Annotated in this window: 23 protein-coding genes; 6 read left to right on the forward strand and 17 right to left on the reverse strand. The window is 72.3% G+C overall.

Translation table 11 applies throughout. From position 1 onward, the window contains the following. Positions 1–41 precede the first annotated feature (41 nt). Positions 42–803 carry a MerR family transcriptional regulator gene (locus tag CP967_RS24975; RefSeq protein ID WP_150490121.1) on the forward strand — a complete coding sequence of 254 codons (762 nt, stop codon included), beginning with the start codon at positions 42–44 and terminating at the stop codon, positions 801–803. Positions 804–912: 109 nt separating this feature from the next. On the opposite strand, the gene CP967_RS24980 is transcribed toward CP967_RS24975, so the two are convergent. The 3 genes from CP967_RS24980 to CP967_RS24990 all read right to left on the reverse strand — a co-directional run bounded on the left by CP967_RS24980 (position 913) and on the right by CP967_RS24990 (position 3625). After that, positions 913–1518: a winged helix-turn-helix domain-containing protein gene (locus CP967_RS24980; RefSeq protein WP_150490122.1), complete on the reverse strand. Its 606-nt coding sequence runs from the start codon at positions 1516–1518 to the stop codon at positions 913–915. Positions 1519–1888: 370 nt separating this feature from the next. Further along, positions 1889–2923, reverse strand: coding sequence for a glutamine synthetase (glnII, locus tag CP967_RS24985; protein WP_150490123.1), 1035 nt, complete (start codon positions 2921–2923; stop codon positions 1889–1891). Positions 2924–3265: 342 nt separating this feature from the next. Then, positions 3266–3625, reverse strand: a complete 360-nt coding sequence (locus CP967_RS24990) for an arsenate reductase family protein (protein WP_150490124.1) — start codon at positions 3623–3625, stop codon at positions 3266–3268. A 124-nt stretch (positions 3626–3749) separates the two neighbouring features. On the opposite strand from CP967_RS24990, the gene CP967_RS24995 reads away from it, so the two are divergent. After that, complete coding sequence (locus tag CP967_RS24995; protein WP_373300340.1) at positions 3750–4031, forward strand: hypothetical protein; 282 nt, start codon at positions 3750–3752, stop codon at positions 4029–4031. Positions 4032–4289: 258 nt separating this feature from the next. On the opposite strand, the gene CP967_RS25000 is transcribed toward CP967_RS24995, so the two are convergent. Continuing rightward, complete coding sequence (locus tag CP967_RS25000) at positions 4290–4928, reverse strand: TetR/AcrR family transcriptional regulator (RefSeq protein WP_150490126.1); 639 nt, start codon at positions 4926–4928, stop codon at positions 4290–4292. A 121-nt stretch (positions 4929–5049) separates the two neighbouring features. On the opposite strand from CP967_RS25000, the gene CP967_RS25005 reads away from it, so the two are divergent. Next, entirely contained in the window at positions 5050–5874 is an 825-nt protein-coding gene (locus CP967_RS25005) for an SDR family oxidoreductase (protein WP_150490127.1), read from the forward strand. Positions 5875–5991: 117 nt separating this feature from the next. On the opposite strand, the gene glnA is transcribed toward CP967_RS25005, so the two are convergent. Next, positions 5992–7401 carry a type I glutamate--ammonia ligase gene (gene glnA, locus CP967_RS25010; protein WP_150490128.1) on the reverse strand — a complete coding sequence of 470 codons (1410 nt, stop codon included), beginning with the start codon at positions 7399–7401 and terminating at the stop codon, positions 5992–5994. A 220-nt stretch (positions 7402–7621) separates the two neighbouring features. Here glnA and CP967_RS25015 point away from each other — a divergent pair, with 220 nt between their 5' ends. After that, positions 7622–8089, forward strand: coding sequence for an RDD family protein (locus CP967_RS25015; protein WP_150490129.1), 468 nt, complete (start codon positions 7622–7624; stop codon positions 8087–8089). A gap of 111 nt (positions 8090–8200) precedes the next feature. Here the strand turns inward: CP967_RS25015 and CP967_RS25020 are convergent, their stop codons facing one another. The 4 genes from CP967_RS25020 to lipB form a co-directional block, all read right to left on the reverse strand. Further along, positions 8201–8908, reverse strand: a complete 708-nt coding sequence (locus tag CP967_RS25020) for a DUF4191 domain-containing protein (RefSeq protein WP_150490130.1) — start codon at positions 8906–8908, stop codon at positions 8201–8203. A gap of 30 nt (positions 8909–8938) precedes the next feature. Further along, positions 8939–9139 (reverse strand): SCO2195 family GlnR-regulated protein, encoded by a 201-nt coding sequence (locus CP967_RS25025; RefSeq protein WP_150490131.1) that lies wholly within the window; start codon positions 9137–9139, stop codon positions 8939–8941. 278 nt (positions 9140–9417) lie between these two features. After that, positions 9418–10398 carry a lipoyl synthase gene (gene lipA, locus CP967_RS25030; RefSeq protein WP_150490132.1) on the reverse strand — a complete coding sequence of 327 codons (981 nt, stop codon included), beginning with the start codon at positions 10396–10398 and terminating at the stop codon, positions 9418–9420. Between the two features lie 168 nt (positions 10399–10566). After that, positions 10567–11379 (reverse strand): lipoyl(octanoyl) transferase LipB, encoded by an 813-nt coding sequence (lipB, locus tag CP967_RS25035; RefSeq protein ID WP_150490133.1) that lies wholly within the window; start codon positions 11377–11379, stop codon positions 10567–10569. Positions 11380–11685: 306 nt separating this feature from the next. On the opposite strand from lipB, the gene CP967_RS25040 reads away from it, so the two are divergent. Beyond that, entirely contained in the window at positions 11686–13377 is a 1692-nt protein-coding gene (locus tag CP967_RS25040) for an NsdA family TPR-like regulatory protein (protein WP_150490134.1), read from the forward strand. A 69-nt stretch (positions 13378–13446) separates the two neighbouring features. Here CP967_RS25040 and CP967_RS25045 read toward each other — a convergent pair whose 3' ends face one another. Continuing rightward, a complete protein-coding gene (locus CP967_RS25045) occupies positions 13447–14760 on the reverse strand; it encodes an NAD(P)/FAD-dependent oxidoreductase (RefSeq protein ID WP_150490135.1) in 1314 nt (437 codons plus the stop codon). Between the two features lie 356 nt (positions 14761–15116). After that, entirely contained in the window at positions 15117–16016 is a 900-nt protein-coding gene (locus CP967_RS25050) for a TIGR01777 family oxidoreductase (RefSeq protein ID WP_150490136.1), read from the reverse strand. 97 nt (positions 16017–16113) lie between these two features. Between CP967_RS25050 and CP967_RS25055 the strand changes: the two genes are divergently transcribed. Further along, positions 16114–16641 (forward strand): GNAT family N-acetyltransferase, encoded by a 528-nt coding sequence (locus tag CP967_RS25055; RefSeq protein ID WP_150490137.1) that lies wholly within the window; start codon positions 16114–16116, stop codon positions 16639–16641. Positions 16642–16869: 228 nt separating this feature from the next. Here CP967_RS25055 and CP967_RS25060 read toward each other — a convergent pair whose 3' ends face one another. The 6 genes from CP967_RS25060 to lpdA form a co-directional block, all read right to left on the reverse strand. Then, positions 16870–17391, reverse strand: a complete 522-nt coding sequence (locus tag CP967_RS25060; RefSeq protein ID WP_150490138.1) for a DUF4240 domain-containing protein — start codon at positions 17389–17391, stop codon at positions 16870–16872. A gap of 60 nt (positions 17392–17451) precedes the next feature. Beyond that, complete coding sequence (locus CP967_RS25065) at positions 17452–18426, reverse strand: helix-turn-helix transcriptional regulator (protein ID WP_150490139.1); 975 nt, start codon at positions 18424–18426, stop codon at positions 17452–17454. 101 nt (positions 18427–18527) lie between these two features. Next, positions 18528–21194 carry a pyruvate dehydrogenase (acetyl-transferring), homodimeric type gene (gene aceE, locus CP967_RS25070; protein WP_150490140.1) on the reverse strand — a complete coding sequence of 889 codons (2667 nt, stop codon included), beginning with the start codon at positions 21192–21194 and terminating at the stop codon, positions 18528–18530. Positions 21195–21483: 289 nt separating this feature from the next. Continuing rightward, positions 21484–22107, reverse strand: a complete 624-nt coding sequence (locus CP967_RS25075) for a GntR family transcriptional regulator (RefSeq protein WP_150490141.1) — start codon at positions 22105–22107, stop codon at positions 21484–21486. A gap of 188 nt (positions 22108–22295) precedes the next feature. Next, positions 22296–24092, reverse strand: coding sequence for a 2-oxoglutarate dehydrogenase, E2 component, dihydrolipoamide succinyltransferase (gene sucB / locus CP967_RS25080; protein ID WP_150490142.1), 1797 nt, complete (start codon positions 24090–24092; stop codon positions 22296–22298). Between the two features lie 57 nt (positions 24093–24149). Further along, a complete protein-coding gene (lpdA, locus tag CP967_RS25085) occupies positions 24150–25538 on the reverse strand; it encodes a dihydrolipoyl dehydrogenase (RefSeq protein ID WP_150490143.1) in 1389 nt (462 codons plus the stop codon). Positions 25539–25596: the final 58 nt, after the last annotated feature.

Raw genomic sequence — 25596 nt, forward strand, 5'->3', positions numbered from 1 at the left:
GTGGGGCCGGAGAGACCGGCCCGGCGAGGGGAGGCGGGACGATGGCCTGGTCGATCGCGGATGTGGCCCGGATGTCCGGGGTGACGTCCCGGACGCTGCGGCACTACGACGAGATCGGCCTGCTGCCGCCGGCGTGGACCGGGAGCAACGGGCACCGCTACTACGAGGAGGCCGGCCTGCTGCGGTTGCAGCAGATCCTGCTGATGCGGGAGCTGGGCCTGGGGCTCCGCGAGATCCAGGCGGTCCTGGACAGCCAGGTGGACCAGCTGGCCGCGCTCCGCGAGCACCACCGGCGGCTGCTCACGGAACGCGACCGGCTGGAGACGCTCGCCCGCACGGTCGGCCGCACCATCGCCGAACTGGAGGAAGGCAGGGGTGACAGCGGTATGGCGAAGATCAACAGGCCGGAGAACCTGTTCGAGGGGTTCGAACCCGGCAGCCACGAGGAGGAGGCGCGCGAGAGGTGGCCGGAGCAGTGGGAGCAGTCCCGGCGGGCCGTCGCGGGGATGACCGCCGAGGACATGGAGCGGTGGCAGCGTGAGGCGACGGCGCAGATGATCCGCATGGCGGAGCTCATGGCGGCCGGCACCCCCGTCGCCGACCCCGCGGTACAGGCCGAGGTGGACGCCCACTACCAGGGCGTGTGCCTGTTCTGGACCCCGTGCGCGGCCGCGTACAGGGGGCTGGGCCGGACCTATGTGGACGACCCCGGGTTCCGTACGAACTTCGACCGGATCGCCGACGGGCTGGCCGCCTACCAGTGCGACGCGATGGCCGTCTACGCCGACGCGCGGCTGAGCTGACCGGCGGCCCGCACCACCGGGGGAGCCGCCCCCGGCGGTGCGGGCCACCGGCGGGCACCACGCGCACACCCGGCCCGCCGGAGCCCTCCCGGCAGGCCGGAGAACGCGCTCAGGGGATGTACTTGTACCCCACCCGCCGGACCGTCTGGATGGAACGGCGGTGCTCGGCGCCCAGCTTGCGGCGCAGCCGGGCGACGTGGACGTCGACGGTCCGGCCGTCACCCACGTGCCCGTACCCCCACACCGTCGTCACCAGCTGGTCGCGGGTGTGCACCCGGTGAGGGTGCGCCACCAGGTGGGCCAGCAGCTCGAATTCGAGATAGGTCAGGTCGAGGGCGGCACCGTCCACGGAGGCCGTGCGCCGGACGGGGTCGATCACCACCGGGCCGTCCTGCGCCCCGGCGGCGGCCCCGTCCGGCACGGAGCGGGCGTTCGGGGCGGAGGCCACGGCCCCGGCCAGGGCGGGCTGCTGGTCGGCGGGGACGAGGACCAGATAACCGACCATCGGAGGCCGGCCGGGCAGCGCCGGGAGCGTGTGCTGCGGCGCCGGCAGCCAGGTGGCCCCCGGCGGCAGGAGACCGGCGACGTCGGGGAGCTCCACGACCTCGTCACGGTCGACGGCACGCAGCCGGTGCCGGCCGGGGGAGAGGGTACTGCGGGAGGTGTCCGCGGCCACCGCGGCCGAAGTGGCGGGGAAAACACGGGTGTTCGCCATGGGAGTCAGCTCTTTCGCGCGAGGAGTCGTCGAGGGACGTACGTCGTACGCGCGGGCCGAAGACCGCCGGTGAGCGGCTTTAGAGGGCCTGCGCGTTCCACGCGCGGCAACACACCCGGTCGAAGTCGTGGTGCTGACGGGACGGCCAGAACGGCTCGAGGTCGCTGCGACCCGACGCGATGTTCCCGGAACCGGCCATGCCCCCATTGAAGCAGAGATCCCGGCCGCGAAGGAGGGGTCTCTCAGCCGTCGGTACGATCGCCTCTCCGCCGCCCCTCCCCGCACACCCGCGCCGCCCCTCCCCGCACATGCGAGTGGAGGGCGCCCGCCGGCAGGCGGGCGCCCTCCACATACGCGGACACGGGCGGGATCAGACCTGGCCGGCCTTCTCCAGCGCGGTGCAGCAGGTGTCGACGATCAGCCGGGTGACGACGTACGGGTCGACGTTGGCGTTGGGACGCCGGTCCTCGATGTAGCCCTTCCGGTCCTGCTCGACCTGCCACGGGATACGGACCGAGGCGCCGCGGTCGGAGACGCCGTAGCTGTACTCGTTCCACGGGGCGGTCTCGTGCAGACCGGTCAGACGGTCGTCGATGCCCGCGCCGTAGTTCTTGACGTGGTCCATCGGCTTGGAGCCCTCACCGAGCGACTCGCAGGCGGTGATGATCGCGTCGTAGCCCTCGCGCATCGCCTTGGTGGAGAAGTTGGTGTGCGCGCCCGCGCCGTTCCAGTCGCCCTTGACCGGCTTGGGGTCCAGGGTCGCGGAGACGTCGAAGTCCTCGGCGGTGCGGTACAGCAGCCAGCGGGCCACCCACAGCTGGTCGGAGACCTCCAGCGGGGACAGCGGGCCCACCTGGAACTCCCACTGGCCGGGCATGACCTCGGCGTTGATGCCGGAGATGCCCAGGCCCGCCTTCAGGCAGTTGTCGAGGTGCTTCTCGACGATGTCGCGGCCGAAGATCTCGTCCGAGCCGACACCGCAGTAGTAGCCGCCCTGCGCGGCCGGGAAGCCGCCCTCGGGGAAGCCCAGCGGGCGGTGGCCGTCGAAGAAGGTGTACTCCTGCTCGATGCCGAAGATCGCCTCCTGGCCGGCGAACCGCTCGGCGACCGGACGCAGTTCCGCGCGGGTGTTGGACTCGTGCGGCGTCATGTCGATGTTGAAGACCTCGCACAGGACGAGGATGTCGTCACCGCCGCGGATCGGGTCGGGGCAGCTGAAGACCGGCTTCAGGACCCGGTCGGAGGCGTGGCCCTCGGCCTGGTTGGTGCTCGAACCGTCGAAGCCCCAGATGGGCAGCTCCGCCACGTCCTGGGACGGGCTTCCGGCCATGATCTTCGTCTTGGAACGGAGCTTGGCGGTCGGCTCGGTGCCGTCGATCCAGATGTACTCAGCCTTGAACGTCACGGAAGCCATCCTTTGCGGGTGCTGCGGTCTATGCCACGCAGCTTGGCAAGACGCGATTTCCCGGCCGTTGCCCGTATGTGAACCCCGTGTTACCGGCGTTTCCCGAGGGTGTCGCGGGGCTGGTGCCCGCCGCCCGGAGGCGTCTCATCAGGCGGCGAACTGGATACGGTCCGCACCGGGGGACGGCCCGGGACGGCCACCGCGGCGGGCCCCGGAATCCGGCCGGAGGCAGGTGGAACCGCGGACTGCCGGCGTCACCGCGCCATCGGCGACGGGAACCCGGAAGCCGCCCCCGCTCCGCCGGGCACCCCCCGGGAGGAGGGACCCGCTCCGGGGATCCGCCTACCGCCCCAGCGCGTCCCGCACCGCCTCGTCCGTCCGCCCCACCACGGCGCTCCCGTCGTCGGCGGTGATGATCGGCCGCTGGATCAGCTTCGGGTGCTCGGACAGCGCCGTGATCCACCGCTCGCGCGCCCCGGCGTCCCGGGGCCACTCCTTCAGCCCCAGCTCCTTCGCGGCCGCCTCCTGGGTCCGGGTGATGTCCCACGGCTCCAGTCCGAGCCGCTCCAGGACGGCCCGGATCTCGGCGGGGGAGGGGACGTCCTCCAGGTAGCGCCGGACCGTGTAGTCGGCCCCTTCGGCGTCGAGCAGACTCACCGCGCTGCGGCACTTGGAACAGGCCGGGTTGATCCAGATCTCCATGGTGGCCAGGGTACGCGAGTGACTGCCTCAAAAGCCCCTGAACAGGGACGATTGTCAGTGGTGAGCGGTAAAATGGAAGCAGTTCGTGAGGGTCCCACCATGCGCCAGGAGGTTGCCGATGGCCATCACCACAGCCACAGCCACGACCCAGCCGCTCGACCAGCCCGTGTACCGGCCCCTGCGCAAGAAGCGGCTCCCCGCAGGCCGGCCCCGGGAGTGGTACGTCTCCCACAACCGCCGTCTCAAGGCCATGCGCCTGGCGATAGCCCTGCTCGACGCCGGTGTGTACCAGCCGTCGAGCGCCGGCAACGCCAGGATCCGCACGATGGCCGACCGCCTCGACATCCACCCGCCGTCCGACACCACCTGCCGTATGGTCCGCGCCCTGATCCGTTACGGCCGCTGACCGCCACCACCACCGGCCGCCACCGTCCGGTCCGTGCCCCGGGAACGCTCCCGGGGCACGGCCGTGCCCGCCCCGGAGCGCCCGCTCCGGCCCCGCCGGCTCGCCGTAACCGGCCGGCGCCCCGGCGAGCGGCATGCTCCCCCCGCACCCGGGCGGCGCCGAGTGCGACGACCGCCGCCGACAGGCTGACACCGAGCGGCAACGGCCCGGAGCCGGCGTCCGCCGGACCGTCCGCGCCCGCCGGGCACTCCCGCCCCGTCAGCCCCGTCCCCGCCCGGCGGTCTCCGCAAGAGGCGCCGGCCGGAACCCTTCGAGCACCGTCTCCACCAGATCCTCCGCCCGCGCGGCCGACGCGGCGGCGTTCCCGGTGAGCAGCTGGTAGAGCAGAGCGCCGATGAGCGCGTCGGCCACGGCGTCGAGGTCGCGGCCGGCCCGCAGCTGGCCGGCCGCGACCCCCGCCTCCAGGCGTGCGACCAGAGCCCGGTGCCGGGGGCCCGTGAGCCTGCGGTAGAGCGGTTCCCCCGCACCACCGGGACTCTCCGCCGCCGCGGCGGCCAGCGCCAGCACCAGGGGGATCTGGCCGGGAGCGGTCATCCTCTCCGCGTGCGCGCGGAGCCACGCCTTCACGTCGTGGCCCACGTCGCCGGAGCCGGCCGGCTCCTCGGGCTGCTCCCACGCGCCGAACGCCTCGCTCGTCAGAACGGCGTCGGCCACCAGCGCCGCCTTGGACGCCCAGCGCCGGTAGACGGTCGGCTTGCCCACCCCCGCCTCGGCGGCCACCGCCTCCATGGACACGCCCGCGTAGCCGCCACTCCCGAGCAGGGACCGGGTGGCCTCCAGGATGGCCTGATCGGCGGCCGCGCTCCGGGGCCGGCCGCGCCGGGTCGTCTCGCTCATGCAGAGGATTTTAGGGGCTTCCCTTCAGCCGGCGGACTGAATTAAATTACGAACCGTAACGTAATTAAATTTGGAGACCCCCGGCCCGCCGGGGCCGCACCGACCCGCCCAGGAGAGCACCATGGCCCAGCACATCGCAGTGATCATCGGAGTCGGGGGCATGGGACAGGCCATCGCCCGCCGCCTCGACCCCGCCTCCCACCTGCTGCTCGCCGACTTCGACGCGGAACTCCTGGAGAGCGCGGCCACCCGGCTCGGAGGCGAGGGCTACACCCTCACCCGGCAGCACGTCGACGTGTCCGACCACGCCTCGGTGACCGCGCTGGCCGAGAAGGCGGCATCGCTGGGCGAGGTCCGCACCGTCGTGCACACCGCGGGCCTCTCCCCGGTCCAGGCGCCGGTACCGGCGATCCTCGCCGTCGACCTGCTCGGAGTCGCGCTGGTGCTGGAGGAGTTCGGCAAGGTGGTCGCCGAGGGCGGAGCGGGACTCGTCATCTCCAGCATGGCCGGCCACGCCTACCCCGCCTTCACCCCCGAACAGGTCCAGGCCCTCACCGCGACCCCCGCGGACCGGCTGCTGTCGCTGCCGCTCACCGCCGCGGACAGCTTCCCGCACCCCGGGGCCGCCTACAGCTTCGCCAAGAAGGCCAACCAGCTCCACGTCCGGGCCGCCAGCACCACCTGGGGCACCCGGCGCGCCCGCGTCAACTCCATCAGCCCCGGTGTGATCTCGACCCCGATGGGACAGAGGGAACTCGCGGGGGAGAGTGGCGCACACATGCGGGCCATGATCGACTCCTCCAACGCCCGCCGCCCCGGCACCCCCGCCGACATCGCGGCAGCCGCCGAATTCCTGCTCGGCCCCGCCGCGGGCTTCATCTCCGGCACCGACCTCCTGGTCGACGGCGGCGTCACCGCCGCGGGAACCCTCGCCCCGCGCGGCTGACGCCCCCGCCCGGCCGCCCCTTCCACGGGCGCCGGACGCGGAAAGGGCCGCCCTCTCCTTCGCGGAGAGGACGGCCCTCGTGCCGTACCTGCGACGGGCCGGGACCGGCCCCGTCTTCTACAGGTCGAAGTACAGCTCGAACTCGTGCGGGTGCGGGCGCAGCTGGATCGGGGCGATCTCGTGGGTGCGCTTGTAGTCGATCCACGTCTCGATCAGGTCCGGCGTGAAGACGCCACCGGCCTGGAGGTACTCGTTGTCCTCCTCCAGGGCGTCGAGGACGGCCGGGAGCGAGGTCGGGACCTGCTGGACGCTCGCGTGCTCCTCGGGAGCCAGCTCGTAGAGGTCCTTGTCGATCGGCTCCGGCGGCTCGATCTTGTTCTTCACACCGTCCAGGCCGGCCATCAGCAGCGCCGAGAACGCCAGGTACGGGTTGGAGGACGGGTCCGGGGCGCGGAACTCGACGCGCTTGGCCTTCGGGTTGGAGCCCGTGATCGGGATGCGCATCGCGGCCGAGCGGTTGCGCTGCGAGTACACCATGTTGACCGGGGCCTCGAAGCCCGGGACCAGGCGGTGGTAGGAGTTCACCGTCGGGTTGGTGAAGGCCAGCAGCGACGGGGCGTGCTTCAGGATGCCGCCGATGTAGTAGCGCGCCATGTCCGAGAGGCCCGCGTAACCCTGCTCGTCGTAGAAGAGCGGGGAGCCGCCGGACCACAGCGACTGGTGGACGTGCATGCCCGAGCCGTTGTCGCCGAAGATCGGCTTCGGCATGAAGGTCGCGGTCTTGCCGTTGCGCCAGGCGACGTTCTTCACGATGTACTTGAAGAGCATCAGGTCGTCGGCCGCGGCGAGCAGCGTGTTGAACTTGTAGTTGATCTCCGCCTGGCCGGCGGTGCCGACCTCGTGGTGCTGGCGCTCGACCTGGAGGCCGTTCTTGTCCAGCTCCATGGAGATCTCGGCGCGCAGGTCGGCGAAGTGGTCGACCGGCGGGGTCGGGAAGTAGCCGCCCTTGTAGCGGACCTTGTACCCGCGGTTGTTCTCGAGGGCACCGGTGTTCCAGGCGCCGGCCTCGGAGTCGATGTGGTAGAAGCTCTCGTTCGCCGACGTCTGGAAGCGGACGTTGTCGAAGACGTAGAACTCGGCCTCGGGGCCGAAGAAGGCGGTGTCGGCGATGCCGGTCGAGGTCAGGTACGCCTCGGCCTTCTTGGCCACGTTCCGCGGGTCGCGGCTGTACTGCTCACCGGTGATCGGGTCGTGGATGAAGAAGTTGATGTTCACGGTCTTGTCGCGGCGGAAGGGGTCCACCCGGGCCGTCGACAGGTCGGCGCGCAGGGCCATGTCCGACTCGTGGATGGCCTGGAAGCCGCGGATCGACGAGCCGTCGAAAGCCAGTTCCTCGGCCGGGTCGAAGGTCGCCGCGGGGATCGTGAAGTGCTGCATCACACCCGGCAGGTCGCAGAACCGGACGTCGACGAACTTGACGTCGTTGTCGGCGATGTACTTCTGGACTTCGTCGGCGTTCTGGAACATCCAACTCCTCCTACTCCCGACCCGGGAACGGGCGGGGTTGCAGCTCGTTGTGCGGCCAGTGCGGTGGCACACGCTGGCCCCGACCATAGGCAGGCAGGATTTCTCCAGCATGACCCATTTGTTTCGCCCAAGTTAACCAGCCCGGTTGTGAGCGGGCACTCAGCGACGTTCCCGTGCCCCGCCGGGCCGGGGGCAAACAGGGGCGCAGTACCGTGGACGGGTGGACAACAGGCAAGCAATCGGATCGTGGCTCTCCGGCCCCCGCGCGGCCGCAGAGGAGATGGGCGCCGACTTCGGTTACCGGGGGCAGCGCCTCGGCCTGCCGCAGGAGGGCCCGGGCTCGGTGGCGCCCCTCGGGCGGCGTTTCGGCGCCCTCTTCATCGACTGGGCCGGCTGCATGCTGATCGCATACGGGCTGCTCGCTCGTGGTGACCAGCAGGCGGCCGGGAACTGGGCACTCGGCATCTTCCTCGTGCTCAGCCTGCTCACCGTCACGGCGGTCGGCTCCACCCCCGGCAAGCGCCTCTGCGGCCTGAGGGTCATCGCGGAGAACGGCGGCCGGCTCGGCATCGGCCGGGTCCTCCTGCGTACGGTCCTGCTCCTGCTGGTCATCCCGGCGCTGGTCTGGGACCGCGACAGCCGCGGCCTCCACGACCGCCTCTCGCGCTCCGTCCAGGTCCGTATCTGATCGGGATCCGGCACAGAGCACCGCATGTACCCGCCGTACGGCGGTACGGAGCATGAGGGCGGCCCCGGACGATGTACGTCCGGGGCCGCCCTCATGCTCCGTACCGTGCCGTCAGCGCATCTTCCCGCCGCGCGGCATCCGCATGCCCTTCGGCATGGGCCCCTTCGGCAGCGGCATGTTGCTCATCAGGTCCCCCATCGCCCGCAGCCGGTCGTTGGCCGAGGTGACCTGCGGGCCGGTCAGGACCCGCGGGAGCTTCAGCATGGTGGTGCGCACCTTCTTCAGCGGCACCTGCCCCTCGCCGTCGCCGACGATGATGTCGTGCACCGGCACGTCCACCACGATGCGCGCCATCCGCTTCTTCTCCGCGGCCAGCAGGCTCTTCACCCGGTTCGGGTTGCCCTCCGCCACCAGCACGATGCCCGCCTTGCCGACCGCACGGTGGATGACGTCCTGGCTGCGGTTCATCGCGACCGCCGGAGTGGTGGTCCAGCCGCGGCCCACCCGGTCCAGCACGGCCGCCGCGGCGCCCGGCTGCCCCTCCATCTGCCCGAAGGCGGCACGCTCGGCACGCCGGCCGAAGATGATGGCCATCGCGAGGAAGGCCAGCACGAAGCCCAGGATGCCCGCGTAGATGGGGTGACCGATCAGGAAACCGATCGCGAGGAAGACACCGAAGGTGACGATTCCCACACCCGCGACGACAAGACCCACCTTGGGGTCGCTCCGCCTGGTCATCTTGTAGGTCAGGGCGATCTGCTTGAGCCGCCCTGCGTTCTCGGCGCTGTCCGCGCCTTCAGATTTTGCCTTCCTCGCCATGTACCGAAGTTTACGTGGCGACCCGGCGGCCTAGGAACGCCGGTCGGCCACGGCGCTCAGCACGTGCTCGGCCTCGACCCGGTCCCTGGCCCGGCGGCGGTCCTCCAGGACGGCGTTCCAGGCGTTGCGGCGGGCGGTGCGCTGGCCGCTGCCCATCAGCAGCGACTCGACGGCACGCAGGGCGGTGGTGACGGCCGGCAGCGCGTTGGCCCGGACCGGTGCGGCATGCATGACGGTTGTTTCCCCTCGGGGCGGCGGCGCGCGCACCGGGCGCGCACGGGGTGGCGGGAAGCAGTGACGGCGGCGGCCCACGGGAGCCGCTGCCATCCGTGTACCTAGGGTCACTGCTCGGTGTTACCAGTGCATGACCGGTCGGTCAAACACCAATGAACCCCTGATTCCAGGGCCTTGCACGCCGAAGCGGCCCATACGGGCCCCCTGGCCTGCGGGGGTGCGTACGGGCCGCTCCGGTGCGGTGCTTACTTCTCGGTAAATCCTTGTGCGCGAATTCACACAGCCCCGGCGGCCGCCGGGGACGCCTCGGCGGTCTCGGCGCGCCGGTCCATGGCCTGCTGGAAGAGACGGCCCGCGCGGTACGAGGAACGCACCAGCGGCCCCGACATCACACCGGAGTAGCCGATCGCGTCGGCCTCGTCCTTCAGCTCCACGAACTCGTGCGGCTTCACCCAGCGTTCGACGGGGTGGTGCCGCGGCGTGGGCCGCAGGTACTGCGTGATGGTGATCAGCTCGCACCCGGCGTCGTACAGGTCCTTGAGCGCCTCGCTGACCTCTTCACGGGTCTCGCCCATGCCGAGGATCAGGTTGGACTTCGTCACCAGGCCGGCCTCGCGGGCGCGGGTGATGACCTCGAGGGAGCGCTCGTACCGGAAACCGGGGCGGATCCGCTTGAAGATGCGGGGCACCGTCTCGACGTTGTGCGCGAGCACCTCGGGGCGGGAGGAGAAGACCTCGGCGAGCTGCTCGGGGACCGCGTTGAAGTCCGGGATCAGCAGCTCGACCTTGGTCGCGCCGTCCGCCCGGCCGGCCGTCAGCGCGTGGATCCGGCGGACCGTCTCCGCGTACAGCCAGGCCCCGCCGTCCTCCAGGTCGTCACGGGCGACGCCGGTGATGGTGGCGTAGTTCAGGTCCATCGTGACGACGGACTCGCCGACGCGACGGGGCTCGTCCCGGTCCAGCGCCTGCGGCTTGCCCGTGTCGATCTGGCAGAAGTCGCAGCGCCGGGTGCACTGGTCGCCGCCGATGAGGAAGGTGGCCTCCCGGTCCTCCCAGCACTCGAAGATGTTGGGGCAGCCGGCCTCCTGGCACACGGTGTGCAGACCCTCGCTCTTCACGAGTTTCTGCAACTGGTTGTACTCGGGGCCCATCTTCGCCCGGGTCTTGATCCACTCGGGCTTGCGCTCGATGGGGGTCTGGCTGTTCCGGACCTCCAGGCGCAGCATCTTGCGCCCGTCGGGTGCGACAGCGGACACTCCGGCACTCCCCTTTGCTTTCACTGCACTGGTTACTTCGGCATTGGAATCTTCGGTGAACACCAGGGTACGCCCGTCGTTAGAACGGTCTTACGTCCGCCCAACCTGTGGCCGACAGGCCGTATTCCCGGGGCCGGGCGGTTTCGGGCGGTCCGGCCCCGGGGCCGTTCAGGCGGGGGCCGGGGCGGCCCGGCCGCCCTCCACGGCGCGGGGCGCGAGTTCCGCGCCCTCCAGGACCTCCCGCAGGTGCTTCTCCACGACCGGAAGGACGTCCGCGATCGTGATGTCGCGGCCCAGCTCGTAGGCGAGCGAGGTGACGCCCGCGTCCCGGATGCCGCACGGCACGATCCGGTCGAACCAGGTGTTGTCCGGGTTCACGTTGAAGGAGAAGCCGTGCATCGTCACGCCCTTGGCGACCCGGATGCCGATCGCCGCCAGCTTGCGGTCCTCACGGCGCTGGCCCGCGTTGGACGGCGCGTACTCGGGGCCGTTCAGACGTGCGTCGAACTCCTCGTCGTGCAGACGGGGGTCGAAGTCGAGCGAGAGCCCGCCGGACGACGGCCGTTCCCCGACCGGGTCGCCCAGCACCCAGACACCACTGCGCCCCTCGACCCGGGAGGTCTCCACACCGAACTCCGCCGAGGCGCGGATCAGCGCCTCCTCCAGACGGCGCACATGGGCGACCACGTCGACCGGGCGCGGCAGCTTCTGGATCGGATAGCCCACGAGCTGTCCGGGACCGTGCCAGGTGATCTTCCCGCCGCGGTCCACGTCGATGACCGGGGTGCCGTCCAGCGGACGCTCGCTGTCGGCGGTACGCCGCCCCGCGGTGTAGACGGGCGGGTGCTCCAGGAGCAGACAGGTGTCCGGGACGGTGTCCTCGAAGCGGGCGGCGTGCACCTCCCGCTGCATGTCCCAGGCCTTCTGGTAGTCGACGGCCTGTTCGCCGAATCCCACTCGGACGAACCGCAGCTCGCTCACTTCGGGTGCCTCCCTACGTGCGGCGCCGGGAGGGGTGTCCCCGGGACCGCGTCACCGTGCACTGATGTGCGCCCCGGGCCACTGTACGACCGGGGCCCCGCCGCGGGACCGGCAGGTTCACCGGGCGAAGGCCGGCCCGGGGCCGGTTCCCGGTCCCGGGGACCCGCTGTCAGCGAACTTCGCAATCCTCACACGATCGGATGAATGTGAAGCGAAGGTCGGTTGCATCGCTGGTGGGAGAGCTACATTCGCGCCGTTCCCGTAGGGCCGCCGGGCCGGCCCCGAAGGCAGGAGACCGTACAGCTGATGTCGGAACGACCTCCGCAGCGCACCCCCAACCGGCGGCTCGCTGCGCTCATCGCGGAAGCCGGATTCTCCCATGCGGGCCTCGCCCGCCGGGTTGATCAGCTGGGCCTCGAACACGGCCTCGATCTGCGGTACGACAAAACCTCGGTGACCCGTTGGCTGCGGGGCCAGCAGCCGCGTGGCACCACCCCCGCGCTGATCGCCGAGGTGTTCACCCGGCGGCTCGGGCGCAGACTCTCCGCACAGGATCTCGGCCTGGACGCGTGCGCGCCCGTCTACGCGGGACTGGAGTTCGCCGCCACCCCGGCCGAGGCCGTGGACATCGTCAGCGGTCTGTGGCGGAAGGACTCCGGCAGCCAGACGGAACTGCGCAAGATCGCCTTCACCCCCGCCGGGCTGGTCGTCCCCAGCCGCGACTGGCTGATCGGGCGGCCCGACGAATGGGTCGGCCGCGGCGAGGGGACGGGACCCGGGACCGGTGGCGCGGTCCCGCCGGCCGACCGCCCGGCCGAACCCCGCAGCGGTGCCCGCGCGGCGAGCGGCCCGCGCCCCGCGGGCGCGCCGGGCACGTTCCCCGCGGCCCGCCGGCCCGACGCCCCCCAGACCCCCGGCGGCCACGCCTTCGGCCCCCCGCAGGGGCCCGGCCCGCACGGTCCCGGCCCGCACGGGGCCGCGGCGCACAGCGGCAGGCCCGTGCCCAGGGGCCCCGCCCCCGCCCGGCCACCGGGCCCCTCCGCCACGTCCCACCCGGCCGTCCCCCGCCAGCGGGGCACGGAGCGCGGCCCCGGCCAGCGGGTCGGCAACGGCGACATCGCCGCGCTCCACTCGGTCGGCGACCTCTTCCGGGCCCTGGACAACGCCTACGGCGGCGGCCACGCCCGCCAGGCCCTCGTCAGGTACCTGGAACACGAGACCGAGCCGATGCTCCGCGGGACGTACACCGAGGCCGTCGGACGGCGGCTGTTCTCCGCCGCCGCGGACCTGACCAGGCTGGCCGGCTGGACGTCGTACGACATCGGCGCGCACGGACTCGCCCAGCGGTACTTCGTCCAGGCGCTGCGCCTCGCGCAGGCGGCGGGCGACCGGGCGTACGGGGCCTTCGTGCTGGTCACGATGAGCCGGCAGGCGGTCTACCTCGGGCACGGCAGGGAAGCGGTCCAGCTCGCCCGGGTCGCCCAGCAGGGCATCGGCTCGGCGGCCCCGCCCGTCGTGCTCGCCCTGCTGCACGCGGTCGAGGCCCGGGGGCACGGCGTCCTCGGCGAGACCCGGGCGTGCGTCGCCGCCCTCGTACGCGCCGAACGGGCCCTGCAGAGCACTCGCACCGGTGACGAGGCGCCCTCCTGGGCCCGCCACTTCGACGAGGCGCAGCTCGCCGACGAGTTCGGCCACTGCCACCGCGACCTCCAGCAGTACCGGGCGGCGGCACAGCACGCGGAGCGGTCGCTCCAGCTGCGCGCCCCGGCGTACGCCCGGAGCAGGCTGTTCTGCCGGGTGGTGCTGGCCACCGCGCGGCTGGGGCTGGGCGAGCTCGACCAGGCCTGCCTGCTGGGGGCCGAGGCCGCCCAGCAGGCGGCGGAGATGCGCTCGGTGCGGGCGGCGGAGTACGTACGCGACTTCGAGCGGCGCCTGGAGCCCTACCGGGACGCGGTCGCCGTGCGCGGCTACCGCGACCGGGTGGCGTCCCTGGGCTGACCCCGGGGGCCTGGGACCCGCCGGGCCCCGGTGCCCTCCCCGCGCGCCGTCGGCCCCGGCCCTTCCCGCTCACGCCGCGGCGGGCAGCGCCGTCCCGTCCGCCGGGTTCCGCCGTACGCCCAGGTCCGCCAGGATCGCCGCGGCCGCCCGCCGGCCCGAGTGCAGGGCGCCCTGCACGGTGCTGGTGTCCCGGTGGTCGCCGCACACGTACAGCCCGGCGAGCACCCGGACCGGCCGGCGCAGGTCGTGCGGCGGTGCCATCGCGGGGGCCGCCTCCGGGTCGTGGGTGGCCGCCAGGAGCTCCCAGTCGTGCGTGGGGGTGCCGTACAGCGTGGCGAGGTGGGACCGGACCGTGCGGTCCAGGTCGGGCGGCGGGGGACCGAGCACCGTCGAGGTGATCAGGGTCCGGCCCAGGGGCGCGCGGGACGGGTCGACCGCGCTCATCACCGCCGTGTGCGAGACCGGCCCCGACCGGTCCGCGTCCAGCAGCAGCCGGGCACCCGTCGGCGGGGGAGCGGGGGCGGTGTGGTGCAGCACCGTCACCGGGTGGAAGTCCGGTGTGCGCAGCCCCGGGAGCAGCTCGGCGGCGGCGCCCGCCCCCGTGGCCAGCAGCAGGGAACGGCAGCTCAGTTCCCCGTGCTCCTTGGTGCGTACGGAGGTGATGTCCGCGCCCGTGACGTGCACCCCGGTCCGTACCGTTCCCGCCGGCAGTGCGGCGGCCAGCAGCTCGGGCAGGGCCGAGGCCCCGCCCTCGGGCACGCACAGTCCGCCGCGCGCGTAGCTGCGCAGGACGAGATCGGCGCAGCGGCTGGAGGTGGCGAGCACGGGATCGCTGAGCAGCGCCGCGAGCAGCGGACGCAGGAACCCGTCGACCGTGCGGGGCGGGAGGCCGCGTGCCGACAGGGCGTCGAGCGCGGGCAGGTCGGGCCGGGCCAGGATCCGGGACGCCGGTGTGGTGGCGAGCCGGCTCAGCCAGGCGCCCAGCCTGGCCTGCTCGATGGCGCCGCCCAGCGGGGCCCGGGGGGCGCCCGACCGGGAGCGTGCCGCCCGCAGTGCGCCCCTTGCGCTCCGTACGTCGCCGGAACGGTAGCGGCGGCCCTGGCTGTGCACGAGCACCCCGGGGGCGAACTCCCGGAGCGCCAGGGAGCCGAGCCCCGGCGCGGTGCGCAGCTCCGGGTAGGAGGAGCTGAGCAGCGGACCGGTGCGGTCGAGCCGGAAACCGTCGGTCTCGTCGGTGGCCATCCGCCCGCCGACGCGGGGGGCGGCCTCCAGGACGCAGGTGTCCACCCCTGCGCTTATCAGCTGGTGAGCGGCTGTCAGACCGGCGATTCCGGCCCCGATGACCACCACGTCCGCGTGGTGTGCCGTATCTGCGGTGAGCACGTGCCCTCCCCGAGTCGGTACGACTGCTGGGGGGCTCCTGCCCCCACCAGGCCCCCGGAATACCGGAGTTCGCGCTTGAGGCTAAGTCGCGTGCCGCTCGGGGAGCAGTCGCGCGCGACCCGGGCACCGGTGCACGGGGTCGCACAGTCGTTCGTCGGACGGGAGTACCGGTGCGTGGCTGTGCCACCCGGACGCAGGACGGCCGAAGAGCGCGGACGGGGAGCACGGGCGGAGCACACGCGGCCGGGAGTACGCACGGAGAGCGCGGGCGGGCAGTACGGCCGGCGGGCCCGGCCGGGGAGCGCGGGCGGGCAGGACGGGCGGCGGACCCGGCCGGAGCCGTCCGGCCGCGCCGTTCAGCGCAGGGCGGCCCGGATGGCGGAGTCGATCCCCGGGAAGGCGAAGGTGAAGCCCGAGTCGAGCAGCCGCGCGGGGACCACCCGCTGACTGCCCAGGACGTCCTCGGCGAAGTCGCCGAGCGCGATCCGCAGGGCCGGCGCGGGCACGGTGAAGAGCGTCGGCCGGCGCAGCACCCGCCCCATCGCGGCCGTCACCTGGCCGTTGGTGACCGGGGCGGGCGCGGTCAGGTTGACCGGGCCGGACAGCGACCCGGTGTCCAGGATGTGCCGCATCGCCGCGATGTGGTCGTGCAGGGCGATGAAGCTCCAGTACTGCCGGCCGTCGCCGAGCCGGCCGCCCAGCCCCGCCTTGAAGAGGGGGAAGAGGCGTCCCCAGGCCCCGCCCCGCCGGGCGACGACCAGACCCGTCCGCGCGTGCACCGTACGGACACCGGCCTCCTCGGCGGCTGCCGTGGCCTCCTCCCACTCCACGCACACCGACGGCAGGAACCCGTCGCCGGGCGGCGCGCTCTCGTCGACCGCGCGGTCCCCGGTGTCGCCGTAGAAACCGATGGCGGAGCCGGCCAGCAGCACCCGGGGCGGGGTGTCGAGCGAGGCGACGGCCTCGGCGATCGCCGCCGTGCCCAGCACCCGGCTGTCCCGGATCTCCCGCTTGTACGCCTCGGTCCACCGGTGGTCGCCGACCCCGGCCCCGGCGAGATGGACGACCGCGTCGCAGCCCACCAGGCCCGCCGCGTCGACGTACTGGCGCCGGGGATCCCACTCCACCTCGTCACCGGTGGCGGCGGGGCGGCGCACCAGGCGCACCACCTCGTGCCCGTCGGCCCGCAGCGAGCGCACGAGCGCCGCTCCGATGAGTCCGGTCGATCCGCTGACGGCGATTCGGGAGTGCGGCATGGGCCCATCCTGCCCCATGTGGCGCGGCGGACGGAGGCGGCGTGACGGAACGGAAAGGGGGAAGACCCCCGCGGGGGCGCGTGAAACCATGATCCCCATGGCGAACGCTCCGCAGTCCCTCTCCCCGTACCCCGTCCGTCCCGCCGTGCTCGCGGACGGGCCGGCGCTCGGCGTACTCGACCGGGCCACCTGGTCCACGCTGCACGCCGTGCAGCCGGAACCGCAGCCGCCCTACGCGCCGTTCTTCGACGAACGGCACACCCCCGCCGACTTCCTCGTCGCCGAGGCGGACACGGAGGACGGAGAGCGGCACCTCACCGGCTACATCCACCTCGGCCGCCCCACCCCGCTCGCCTGCAACTCCCATGTGCGGCAGATACAGGGCCTCGCCGTGGCCGAACAGGCGCGGGGCCGCGGAGTGGCGCGGTCACTGCTCCGGGCGGCGTTCGCCGAGGCCCGGCGGCAGGGGGCCGTACGGATCACCCTGCGCGTCCTCGGGCACAACACGCCCGCACGGGCGCTCTACGCCTCGGAGGGCTTCGCCGTCGAAGGCGTGCTCCCGGGAGAGTTCTTCCTGCACGGCCGCTACGTCGACGACGTACTGATGGGCCGCTCGCTCACCTAAAGGCTGTCCCGTAATCCCTGGCGGGCGCGCGACGACAGCCACGGCACCTCGCGGCGTTGTCGGAACGTCCGCATACTCCCCCGGTGGCTTCGCCCGGGGGCACCCCCATACGTATGCGAACGCCCCTCCGCCTTGCGATGTACCGCGTCTGACGCCGCACGCTGCTCCACCACGGATTACGGGACAGCCTTAAGGTGTATTGACCCGCAGCGTTGTCGACGCGGCCTCTCAGAACACGCCGAAGCGGTCCCGGAGCAGGGGGAACCGTTCCGCCAGCGCCGCCTCGTCGCCCGGGTCGAGCGGGGTGCCCAGGGGCTCCGCCGGCTCGGGCGGCACCCCCGGATCGGGTGCGGCCACACCGGTCAGCTGCTCGTACGCCTCGTCCGCGGCATAGCCGAGCTCCTCGCCGTCACCGTCGAACTCCGGGTCGAAGTCCTCCAGGAGGCCGGCGAGGGAGTCCGCGTCCTGCACCGCCCCCTCGAACACCTCCCGGCCCTGCCCGATCAGCCAGCACCGGAAGGACTCGAACGCCTCGGCGTCCGCCTCACCCAGCAGCACGGCGGCGGCGCCCCACAGATCCCAGCGGTGGGCGCGGTTGTAGCGGGCCTCGAAGTGCCGTGCGAAATCCAGCACGGAGTCGGGATCGAGCTGCACCAGCCGTTCGACGAGCACATCGGCGTGTTCGTCGGGGTCGCCCCCGGCGGCCTCACGGGTGCTGTCGATGATCTCCCAGAACTCCGTCTCGTCCATCACCGCTCCAGCATCCGCCCTTGCGCCGGGTGCCGCACGCCCGGGGGCGGCGGACGGCCCTCAGCGGTACATGGCGTACAGGCGTGCGGCGGCCCGGCCGAAGCGCGCCCGCAGCGCGGAGGGCGCCAGCACCTCCAACTCCGGCCCCAGGCGCAGCAGCTGGTCGTAGGCGACCTCCTCCGACTCCACCGCCAGGGTCAGCGTGTGCAGCCCGTCCGCGTCCGGCCCGGCCGCCCCCGCCAGCGCCTCCTCGACGGCGGCCGGGTCCACGACGTGCGGCAACCGCGCCAGCCCCGCGCCGGACAGCCGTACGGTCACCTCGGCACGCAGGATCGACCGGGCGAACTCCGCCGCCCGCTTTGCCCAGAAGCCCGGCAGGTCGAAGTCGAGATCCCGCTCGAACCGGGTCTCCGACACCGCGACCGCCGTGAACCGGTCGATCCGGTACACCCGGACGTCCGCGTCCCCGGCGCGGGCGCACAGGTACCAGACACCGGCCTTCAGCACGAGGCCGTACGGGGCCAGCTCCCGCTCGGTCTCCTCCGCGCCCGCCGCCCGGCGGTAGCGGGCGCGGAGGAGCCGGTCGTCCCACACGGCCTGCGCGACCGCGGGCAGCAGCCCGGGGGTGACCGGCTCGTGGAACCAGCCCGGCGCGTCCAGATGGAAGCGGCGCGCCGCGGACCGGGGAGCGTCCCGGAGGGAGGGCAGCAGGGCGGCCGCCACCTTCAGACGGGCCGCCGACGCCGCGTCGTCCAGTCCCATCTCCCGCAGCGCGGACGGCAGCCCGGACAGGAACAGCGCCTCGGCCTCGTCCCGGGCCAGCCCGGTGAGCCGGGTCCGGTAGCCGCCGACCAGCCGGTAGCCGCCGGTCCGGCCCCGGTCCGCGTACACCGGGACACCCGCCTCCGACAGCGCCTGCGCGTCCCGCGTCACCGTGCGCTCCGACACCTCCAGCTCCTCCGCCAGCTCGGCGGCGGACATCACGGACCGCGACTGGAGGAGCAGGACCATCTTGATGAGCCGGGCAGCGCGCATGCGCCCATTGTGCGGGGCCGGAAACGCGAGGGCGGTGCGGTGGCCGGACACGCCCGGCCACCGCACCGCCTCGTTGTTCCCGCGGACCCGCGGACCCGGGATCAGAGCCCGTACTTCTCGCGGGCCTCCTTGACCTTCGAGGCGGGGATCTCGCCCCGGCGCGCCAGCTGTGCCAGCGCCGCGACCGCGACCGACTGCGCGTCGACGCCGAAGTGCCTGCGGGCGCCCTCGCGGGTGTCGGAGAGGCCGAAGCCGTCCGTGCCGAGCGAGGACCAGTCCTGCTCCACCCACTGGCTGATCTGGTCCGGGACCGCGCGCATCCAGTCGCTCACCGCGAGGACCGGGCCCGGTGCGCCGGACAGCGCCTGCGTCACGTACGGAACCCGCTGCTCGCCGCGGAGCAGGGCCTCGTCGCACTCCAGCGCGTCCCGGCGCAGCTCGCCCCACGAGGTGGCGGACCACACGTCGGCCGTGACACCCCAGTCGGCGGCCAGCAGCTCCTGGGCCTGGAGGACCCAGTGGATCGCCGTGCCCGAGGCCAGCAGCTGGAGACGCGGCGCGTCCGCGGCGGCGGGCACACCCTCCTTGAAGCGGTACAGGCCCTTGACGATGCCCTCCTCGACGCCCTCCGGCATCGCGGGCTGCGGCTTCGGCTCGTTGTAGACCGTCAGGTAGTAGAAGACGTCCTCGGCCTCGGGGCCGTACATCCGCCGCAGACCGTCCTTGACGATCACCGCGATCTCGTACGCGAACGCCGGGTCGTAGTTGAGCGACGCCGGGTTGGTCGACGCGATCAGGTGCGAATGGCCGTCCGCGTGCTGGAGGCCCTCACCCGTCAGCGTCGTACGGCCCGCGGTGGCACCGACGATGAAGCCCTTGCCGAGCTGGTCGGCGAGCTGCCACATCTGGTCGCCGGTCCGCTGCCAGCCGAACATCGAGTAGAAGATGTAGAACGGGATCATCGTCTCGCCGTGCGTCGCGTACGACGTGGCGGCGGCGATGAAGTCGGCCATGGCGCCGGCCTCGGTGATCCCCTCGTTGAGGATCTGGCCGTCCTTGGCCTCCTTGTAGTACATCAGCTGGTCGCGGTCGACCGGCTCGTACGTCTGGCCCAGCGGCGAGTAGATGCCGGCCGACGGGAACAGGGACTCCATACCGAAGGTACGGGCCTCGTCCGGGACGATCGGCACCCAGCGCCTGCCGGTCTCCTTGTCCCGCATCAGGTCCTTCACCAGGCGGACGAACGCCATGGTGGTGGCCATCTCCTGCTTGCCGGAACCCTTGTACAGGGCCTTGAAGGCACGCTCCTCCGGCTCCGGCAGGGCGAGGGCGTGCACCCGGCGGGCGGGGGCCGGACCACCGAGGGCCGCGCGGCGCTCCTGGAGGTAGCGGACCTCGGGGGAGTCGGCGCCCGGGTGGCCGTAAGGCACCAGCCCGCTCTCGAAGGCACTGTCCGGGATCGGGAGGCCGAGCAGCTCGCGCATGCCCTTGAACTCGTCGATCGACAGCTTCTTCATCTGGTGGTTGGCGTTCTTGGACTCGAAGCCCTTGCCGAGCGTGTAGCCCTTCACCGTCTGCGCCAGGATCACGGTCGGCGCGCCCTTGTGTGCCAGGGCGGCGCGGTAGGCCGCGTACACCTTGCGGGCCTCGTGGCCACCGCGCGAGGAGTAGAAGCACTCGGCGATCTTCGCGTCGCTCAGCAGCTTCGCCAGCTCGGCGAGCGCGGGCTCGGCGCCGAAGAAGTGCTCGCGGATGTAGGCCACGTCACGGGTCGCGTACGTCTGGAACTGCGCGTCCGGGACCTCCCGCAGGCGGCGGACCAGCGCACCCGTGGTGTCGAGCTGGAACAGCTCGTCCCAGGCACTGCCCCAGAGCGTCTTGACGACGTTCCAGCCGGCCCCGCGGAAGGCGCCCTCCAGCTCCTGGACCACACGGAAGTTCGCGCGGACCGGGCCGTCGAGGCGCTGCAGGTTGCAGTTGATGACGAAGGTCAGGTTGTCGAGCTGCTCACGGGCCGCGAGGGCGAGGGCCGCGGTCGACTCGGGCTCGTCCATCTCGCCGTCGCCCAGGAAGGCCCAGACGTGCGAGTTCGACGTGTCCTTGATGTTGCGGTTGGCCAGATAGCGGTTGAAGCGCGCCTGGTAGATCGCAGAGAGCGGGCCGAGGCCCATCGACACCGTGGGGAACTCCCACAGCCAGGGCAGCCGCCGCGGGTGCGGGTAGGACGGCAGGCCGTCACCGCCCGACTCCTGGCGGAAGTTGTCGAGCTGCTGCTCGCTGAGCCGCCCGTCGAGGAAGGCGCGGGCGTAGATACCTGGCGAGGCGTGGCCCTGGACGTAGATCTGGTCGCCGGAGCCGTCCCCCTCCTTGCCGCGGAAGAAGTGGTTGAAGCCGGTCTCGTACAGCCAGGCCGCCGAGGCGAAGGTGGCGATGTGGCCGCCGACGCCGAAGCGGGCGCCCCGGGTGACCATCGCCGCCGCGTTCCAGCGGTTCCAGGCGGTGATACGGGACTCCATCTCCAGGTCACCGTCGAAGGCGGGCTCCGCGGCGGTGGGGATGGTGTTGACGTAATCGGTCTCCAGCAGCTTGGGCAGCGCGATGCCGGCGCCCTCAGCGTGCTGGAGCGAGCGCCGCATCAGGTACGCGGCGCGGTGCGGGCCCGCGGCCTTGGTGACGGCATCCAGGGAGGCCGCCCATTCGGCGGTCTCCTCGGGGTCGCGGTCCGGGAGCTGATCGAGCTCGCTCGGCTTTGCTACGGGGTCGGTCATGATCGCCGCCTTCCGGAGTGGAGGGGGGTGGAGAAGTCCCTGACTGGCAGGACAGGGCGATGGGGCCGGTGGGCCCGCGACTGAACTGTAAGGCGCCGATCGATGATCGATCAAAGGGTGAAGGGTAAAACTTCTCGATATGAAGAAAAGTGGCATGCGGTGCCGCGAAAGGGGGCACGGAGTGACGGGATCAAAGGGAGGAAAGGGGCGCTCACCTGCACGGACGAGCGATCGGCACCCCAGATGGGCGCAGGCGCGCCGACCCCGCCGGGCGACGCGCGGCTCCGCCTCAGGCGCGCGGAGCGCACCCGAGGACGTGCTCCTTCACCAGTACCGCTATCCGCGGGTCCCGCCGCAGGAACGCCTCGATCAGCGCCTCGTGCTCCTCGGCGTACGACTTCTGCACCGTACCCAGCCAGCGGATCGACAGGGCCGTGAACACCTCGATGCCCAGCCCCTCCCAGGTGTGCAGCAGCACGGCGTTCCCCGCCGCCCGCACCATCTCCCGGTGGAAACCGACCGTGTGCCGCACCTGCGCCTCGCCGTCGGCCAGCCGGTCCGCCTCGTACAGGGCCGCCACGTGCGGGGCCAGCGCCGAGCAGTCCTCGGCGAGCGCGGGCGCGGCCAGTTCCGCCGCGATCTGCTCCAGCCCGGCCCGCACCGGGTAGCTCTCCTCCAGATCGGCCGCGGTCAGGTTCCGCACCCGGACGCCCTTGTTGGGGGCCGACTCGATCAGCCGCAGCGTCTCCAGCTCGCGCAACGCCTCCCGGACGGGCGTCTGGCTGACCTCCAGCTCGGTCGCGATCCGGCGCTCCACGATCCGCTCACCCGGCTTCCAGCGCCCGCTGACGATCCCGTCCACGATGTGCTCGCGGATCTGTTCGCGCAGCGAGTGGACGACGGGCGGGGTCATGAGGGGCTCCTTCGGGCAAACCGGTGCTACATACACCGACACGGCTGCCGGAATGACCGGTGGTGACTAGACAATACGGCGGCGCCCCCGCCCGGAGGTGTTCCGGACGGGGGCGCCGCTGGTGAGGCTCGTTACAGCCCGAGGGCTCTTAGCCGTGGCCCCGAGGGCTCAGCCGTGGCCCCGGGGGCTCAGAGGCCCAGCTCGACCTCGAACTCGCCGGCCTCCAGGATCGCCTTGACCGTGGCCAGGTAACGGGCGGCGTCCGCGCCGTCCACCAGGCGGTGGTCGTAGGAGAGCGAGAGGTACGTCATGTCGCGGACGCCGATGACGGTGCCCTCGGCGGTCTCGATGACCGCCGGACGCTTGACGGTGGCGCCGATACCGAGGATGGCCGCCTGGTTCGGCGGCACGATGACGGTGTCGAACAGCGCGCCGCGCGAACCGGTGTTGCTGATGGTGAAGGTCGCGCCGGACATGTCGTCCGGGGTGAGGCCGCCACCACGGGCCTTGCCGGCCAGCTCGGCGGTCTTCTTCGCGATACCGGCGATGTTCAGGTCGCCCGCACCCTTGATGACCGGGGTCATCAGACCCTTCTCGGCGTCCACGGCGATGCCGATGTTCTCCGAGTCGAAGTACGTGATGGTGCCCTCGTCCCCGTTGATCCGGGCGTTGACGACCGGGTGGGCCTTCAGCGCCTGGGCCGCCGCCTTCACGAAGAACGGCATCGGGGACAGCTTGACGCCCTCACGGGCGGCGAAGGACGCCTTCGCCTGGTTGCGCAGCTTCATCAGCTTGGTGATGTCGACCTCGATGACCGTGGTCAGCTGGGCCTGCGAGTGCAGCGCCTTCATCATGTTGTCGCCGATGACCTTGCGCATACGGGTCATCTTGACCGTCTGACCGCGCAGCGGGGACGCCTCCAGCTTCGGCGCGGCCTTGGCCGCGACGGGAGCGGCGGCGGCCGGAGCCGGAGCGGCGGCGGCCTTGGCGGCCTCCGCGGCGGCGACGACGTCCTGCTTGCGGATACGGCCACCGACGCCGGTGCCCTTGACCGAGCCCAGGTCGACGCCGTTCTCGGCGGCCAGCTTGCGGACCAGCGGGGTGACGTACGCGCCCTCGTCACCGGCGGACGCGGCCGGAGCCGGGGCCTGGGCCTGGGCCTGGGCCGGGGCGGCGGCCGGAGCCGGAGCCGGAGCGGCCGGGGCCTGAGCAGCAGGCGCGGGGGCCGGGGCGGCGGGAGCGGCCGCCGGAGCCGGAGCAGCGGCGGGAGCCGGAGCAGCGGCGGGAGCCGGAGCCGCGGCCGGAGCCGGAGCAGCGGCGGGAGCCGGAGCGGCCTGGGCCGGAGCAGCCGCCGGGGCGGCACCCGGAGCACCGATGACGGCCAGCTTGGCGCCGACCTCGGCGGTCTCGTCCTCGCCGACCACGATCTCCAGCAGCACACCGGCGACCGGTGCGGGGATCTCGGTGTCGACCTTGTCCGTGGAGACCTCGAGCAGCGGCTCGTCCTCCGCGACCTCCTCGCCGACCTCCTTCAGCCAGCGGGTGACGGTGCCCTCGGTGACGCTCTCACCGAGCGCCGGCAGGGTGACGTCGGTGCCGGCGGCGGAGGAGGCACCGGTGGTCTCCTCGGCCGACGGCGCCGGGGCCTCGGTCTCGGTCGACGGGGCGGCGGGCGCCTCCTCGGCGGCCGGGGCCGGGACGGCCGCCGGCTCGGCGGCCGGAGCCTCCTGGGCGGCGGGCGCGCCCGAACCGTCGTCGATGACCGCCAGCTCGGCGCCGACCTCGACGGTCTCGTCCTCGGCGACCTTGATGGAGGTCAGGACGCCGGAGGCGGGGGCGGGGATCTCGGTGTCGACCTTGTCGGTCGAGACCTCGAGCAGCGGCTCGTCGGCCTCGACGCGCTCGCCCTCGGCCTTCAGCCAGCGGGTGACAGTGCCCTCGGTGACGCTCTCGCCGAGCGCCGGAAGGGTTACGGAAACCGACATGGTTTCAGTTGCTCCTTACGAAAATGCGGAAGTGGTCGGTCGTCGCCCGGGACTGGATCAGTCGTGGGAGTGAAGCGGCTTGCCGGCGAGGGCCAGGTGGGCCTCGCCCATCGCCTCGTTCTGGGTCGGGTGGGCGTGGATGAGCTGCGCGACCTCGGCCGGCAGCGCCTCCCAGTTGTAGATCAGCTGGGCTTCGCCCACCTGCTCGCCCATACGGTCACCGACCATGTGGACGCCGACCACGGCACCGTCCTTGACCTGGACCAGCTTGATCTCGCCGGCGGTCTTGAGGATCTTGCTCTTGCCGTTGCCCGCGAGGTTGTACTTGAGGGCCACGACCTTGTCCGCGCCGTAGATCTCCTTGGCCTTGGCCTCGGTGATGCCGACGGAGGCGACCTCGGGGTGGCAGTACGTCACCTTCGGGACACCGTCGTAGTCGATCGGCACGGTCTTGAGGCCGGCCAGGCGCTCGGCGACCAGGATGCCCTCGGCGAAGCCGACGTGGGCCAGCTGGAGGGTCGGGACCAGGTCGCCCACGGCGGAGACCGTCGGGACGTTGGTCTGCATGTACTCGTCGACCAGGACGTAGCCGCGGTCCATCGCGACCCCGGCCTCCTCGTAGCCCAGGCCCTGCGAGACGGGGCCGCGGCCGATCGCGACCAGCAGCACCTCGGCCTCGAAGGTCTTGCCGTCGGCGAGGGTGACCCGCACGCCGTCCTGGGTGTACTCGGCCTTGTCGAAGAAGGTGCCGAGGTTGAACTTGATGCCGCGCTTGCGGAACGCGCGCTCCAGCAGCTTCGAGCTGTTCTCGTCCTCGACCGGGACCAGGTGCTTCAGGCCCTCGACGATGGTGACCTCGGTCCCGAAGGACGTCCACGCCGAGGCGAACTCGACGCCGATGACGCCGCCGCCCAGGACGATCGCGGACTTCGGCACCCGGTCCAGCTTCAGCGCGTGGTCCGAGGAGATGATGCGGTCGCCGTCGATCTCCAGGCCGGGCAGCGACTTCGGCACGGAGCCGGTCGCGAGCAGCACGTGGCGGCCCTGGACGCGCTGGCCGTTCACATCCACCGAGGTGGGCGACGACAGCCGGCCCTCACCCTCGATGTAGTGCACCTTGCGCGAGGCGATCAGACCCTGCAGGCCCTTGTACAGGCCCGAGATCACGTCGTCCTTGTACGTGTGGACGGCCGCCATGTCGATGCCCTCGAAGGTGGCCTTCACACCGAACTGGGCCGACTCACGGGCCTGGTCGGCGATCTCGCCGGCGTGCAGCAGAGCCTTCGTGGGGATGCAGCCGTTGTGCAGGCAGGTGCCGCCGACCTTTCCCTTCTCGATCAGTGCGACGTCCAGGCCCAGCTGCGCTCCGCGCAGGGCCGCGGCGTAACCGCCGCTACCACCGCCGAGGATCACTAGGTCGAAAACGGTGCTGGCGTCGTTCGCCACGTCACGTCCTCCATGCATGTGCGCCGTACGCCGGGCCCCGTCGCTGGGGTGTGACCGG

Origin of the sequence: Streptomyces nitrosporeus (genome assembly GCF_008704555.1) — a bacterium.
Taxonomy (GTDB): domain Bacteria; phylum Actinomycetota; class Actinomycetes; order Streptomycetales; family Streptomycetaceae; genus Streptomyces; species Streptomyces nitrosporeus.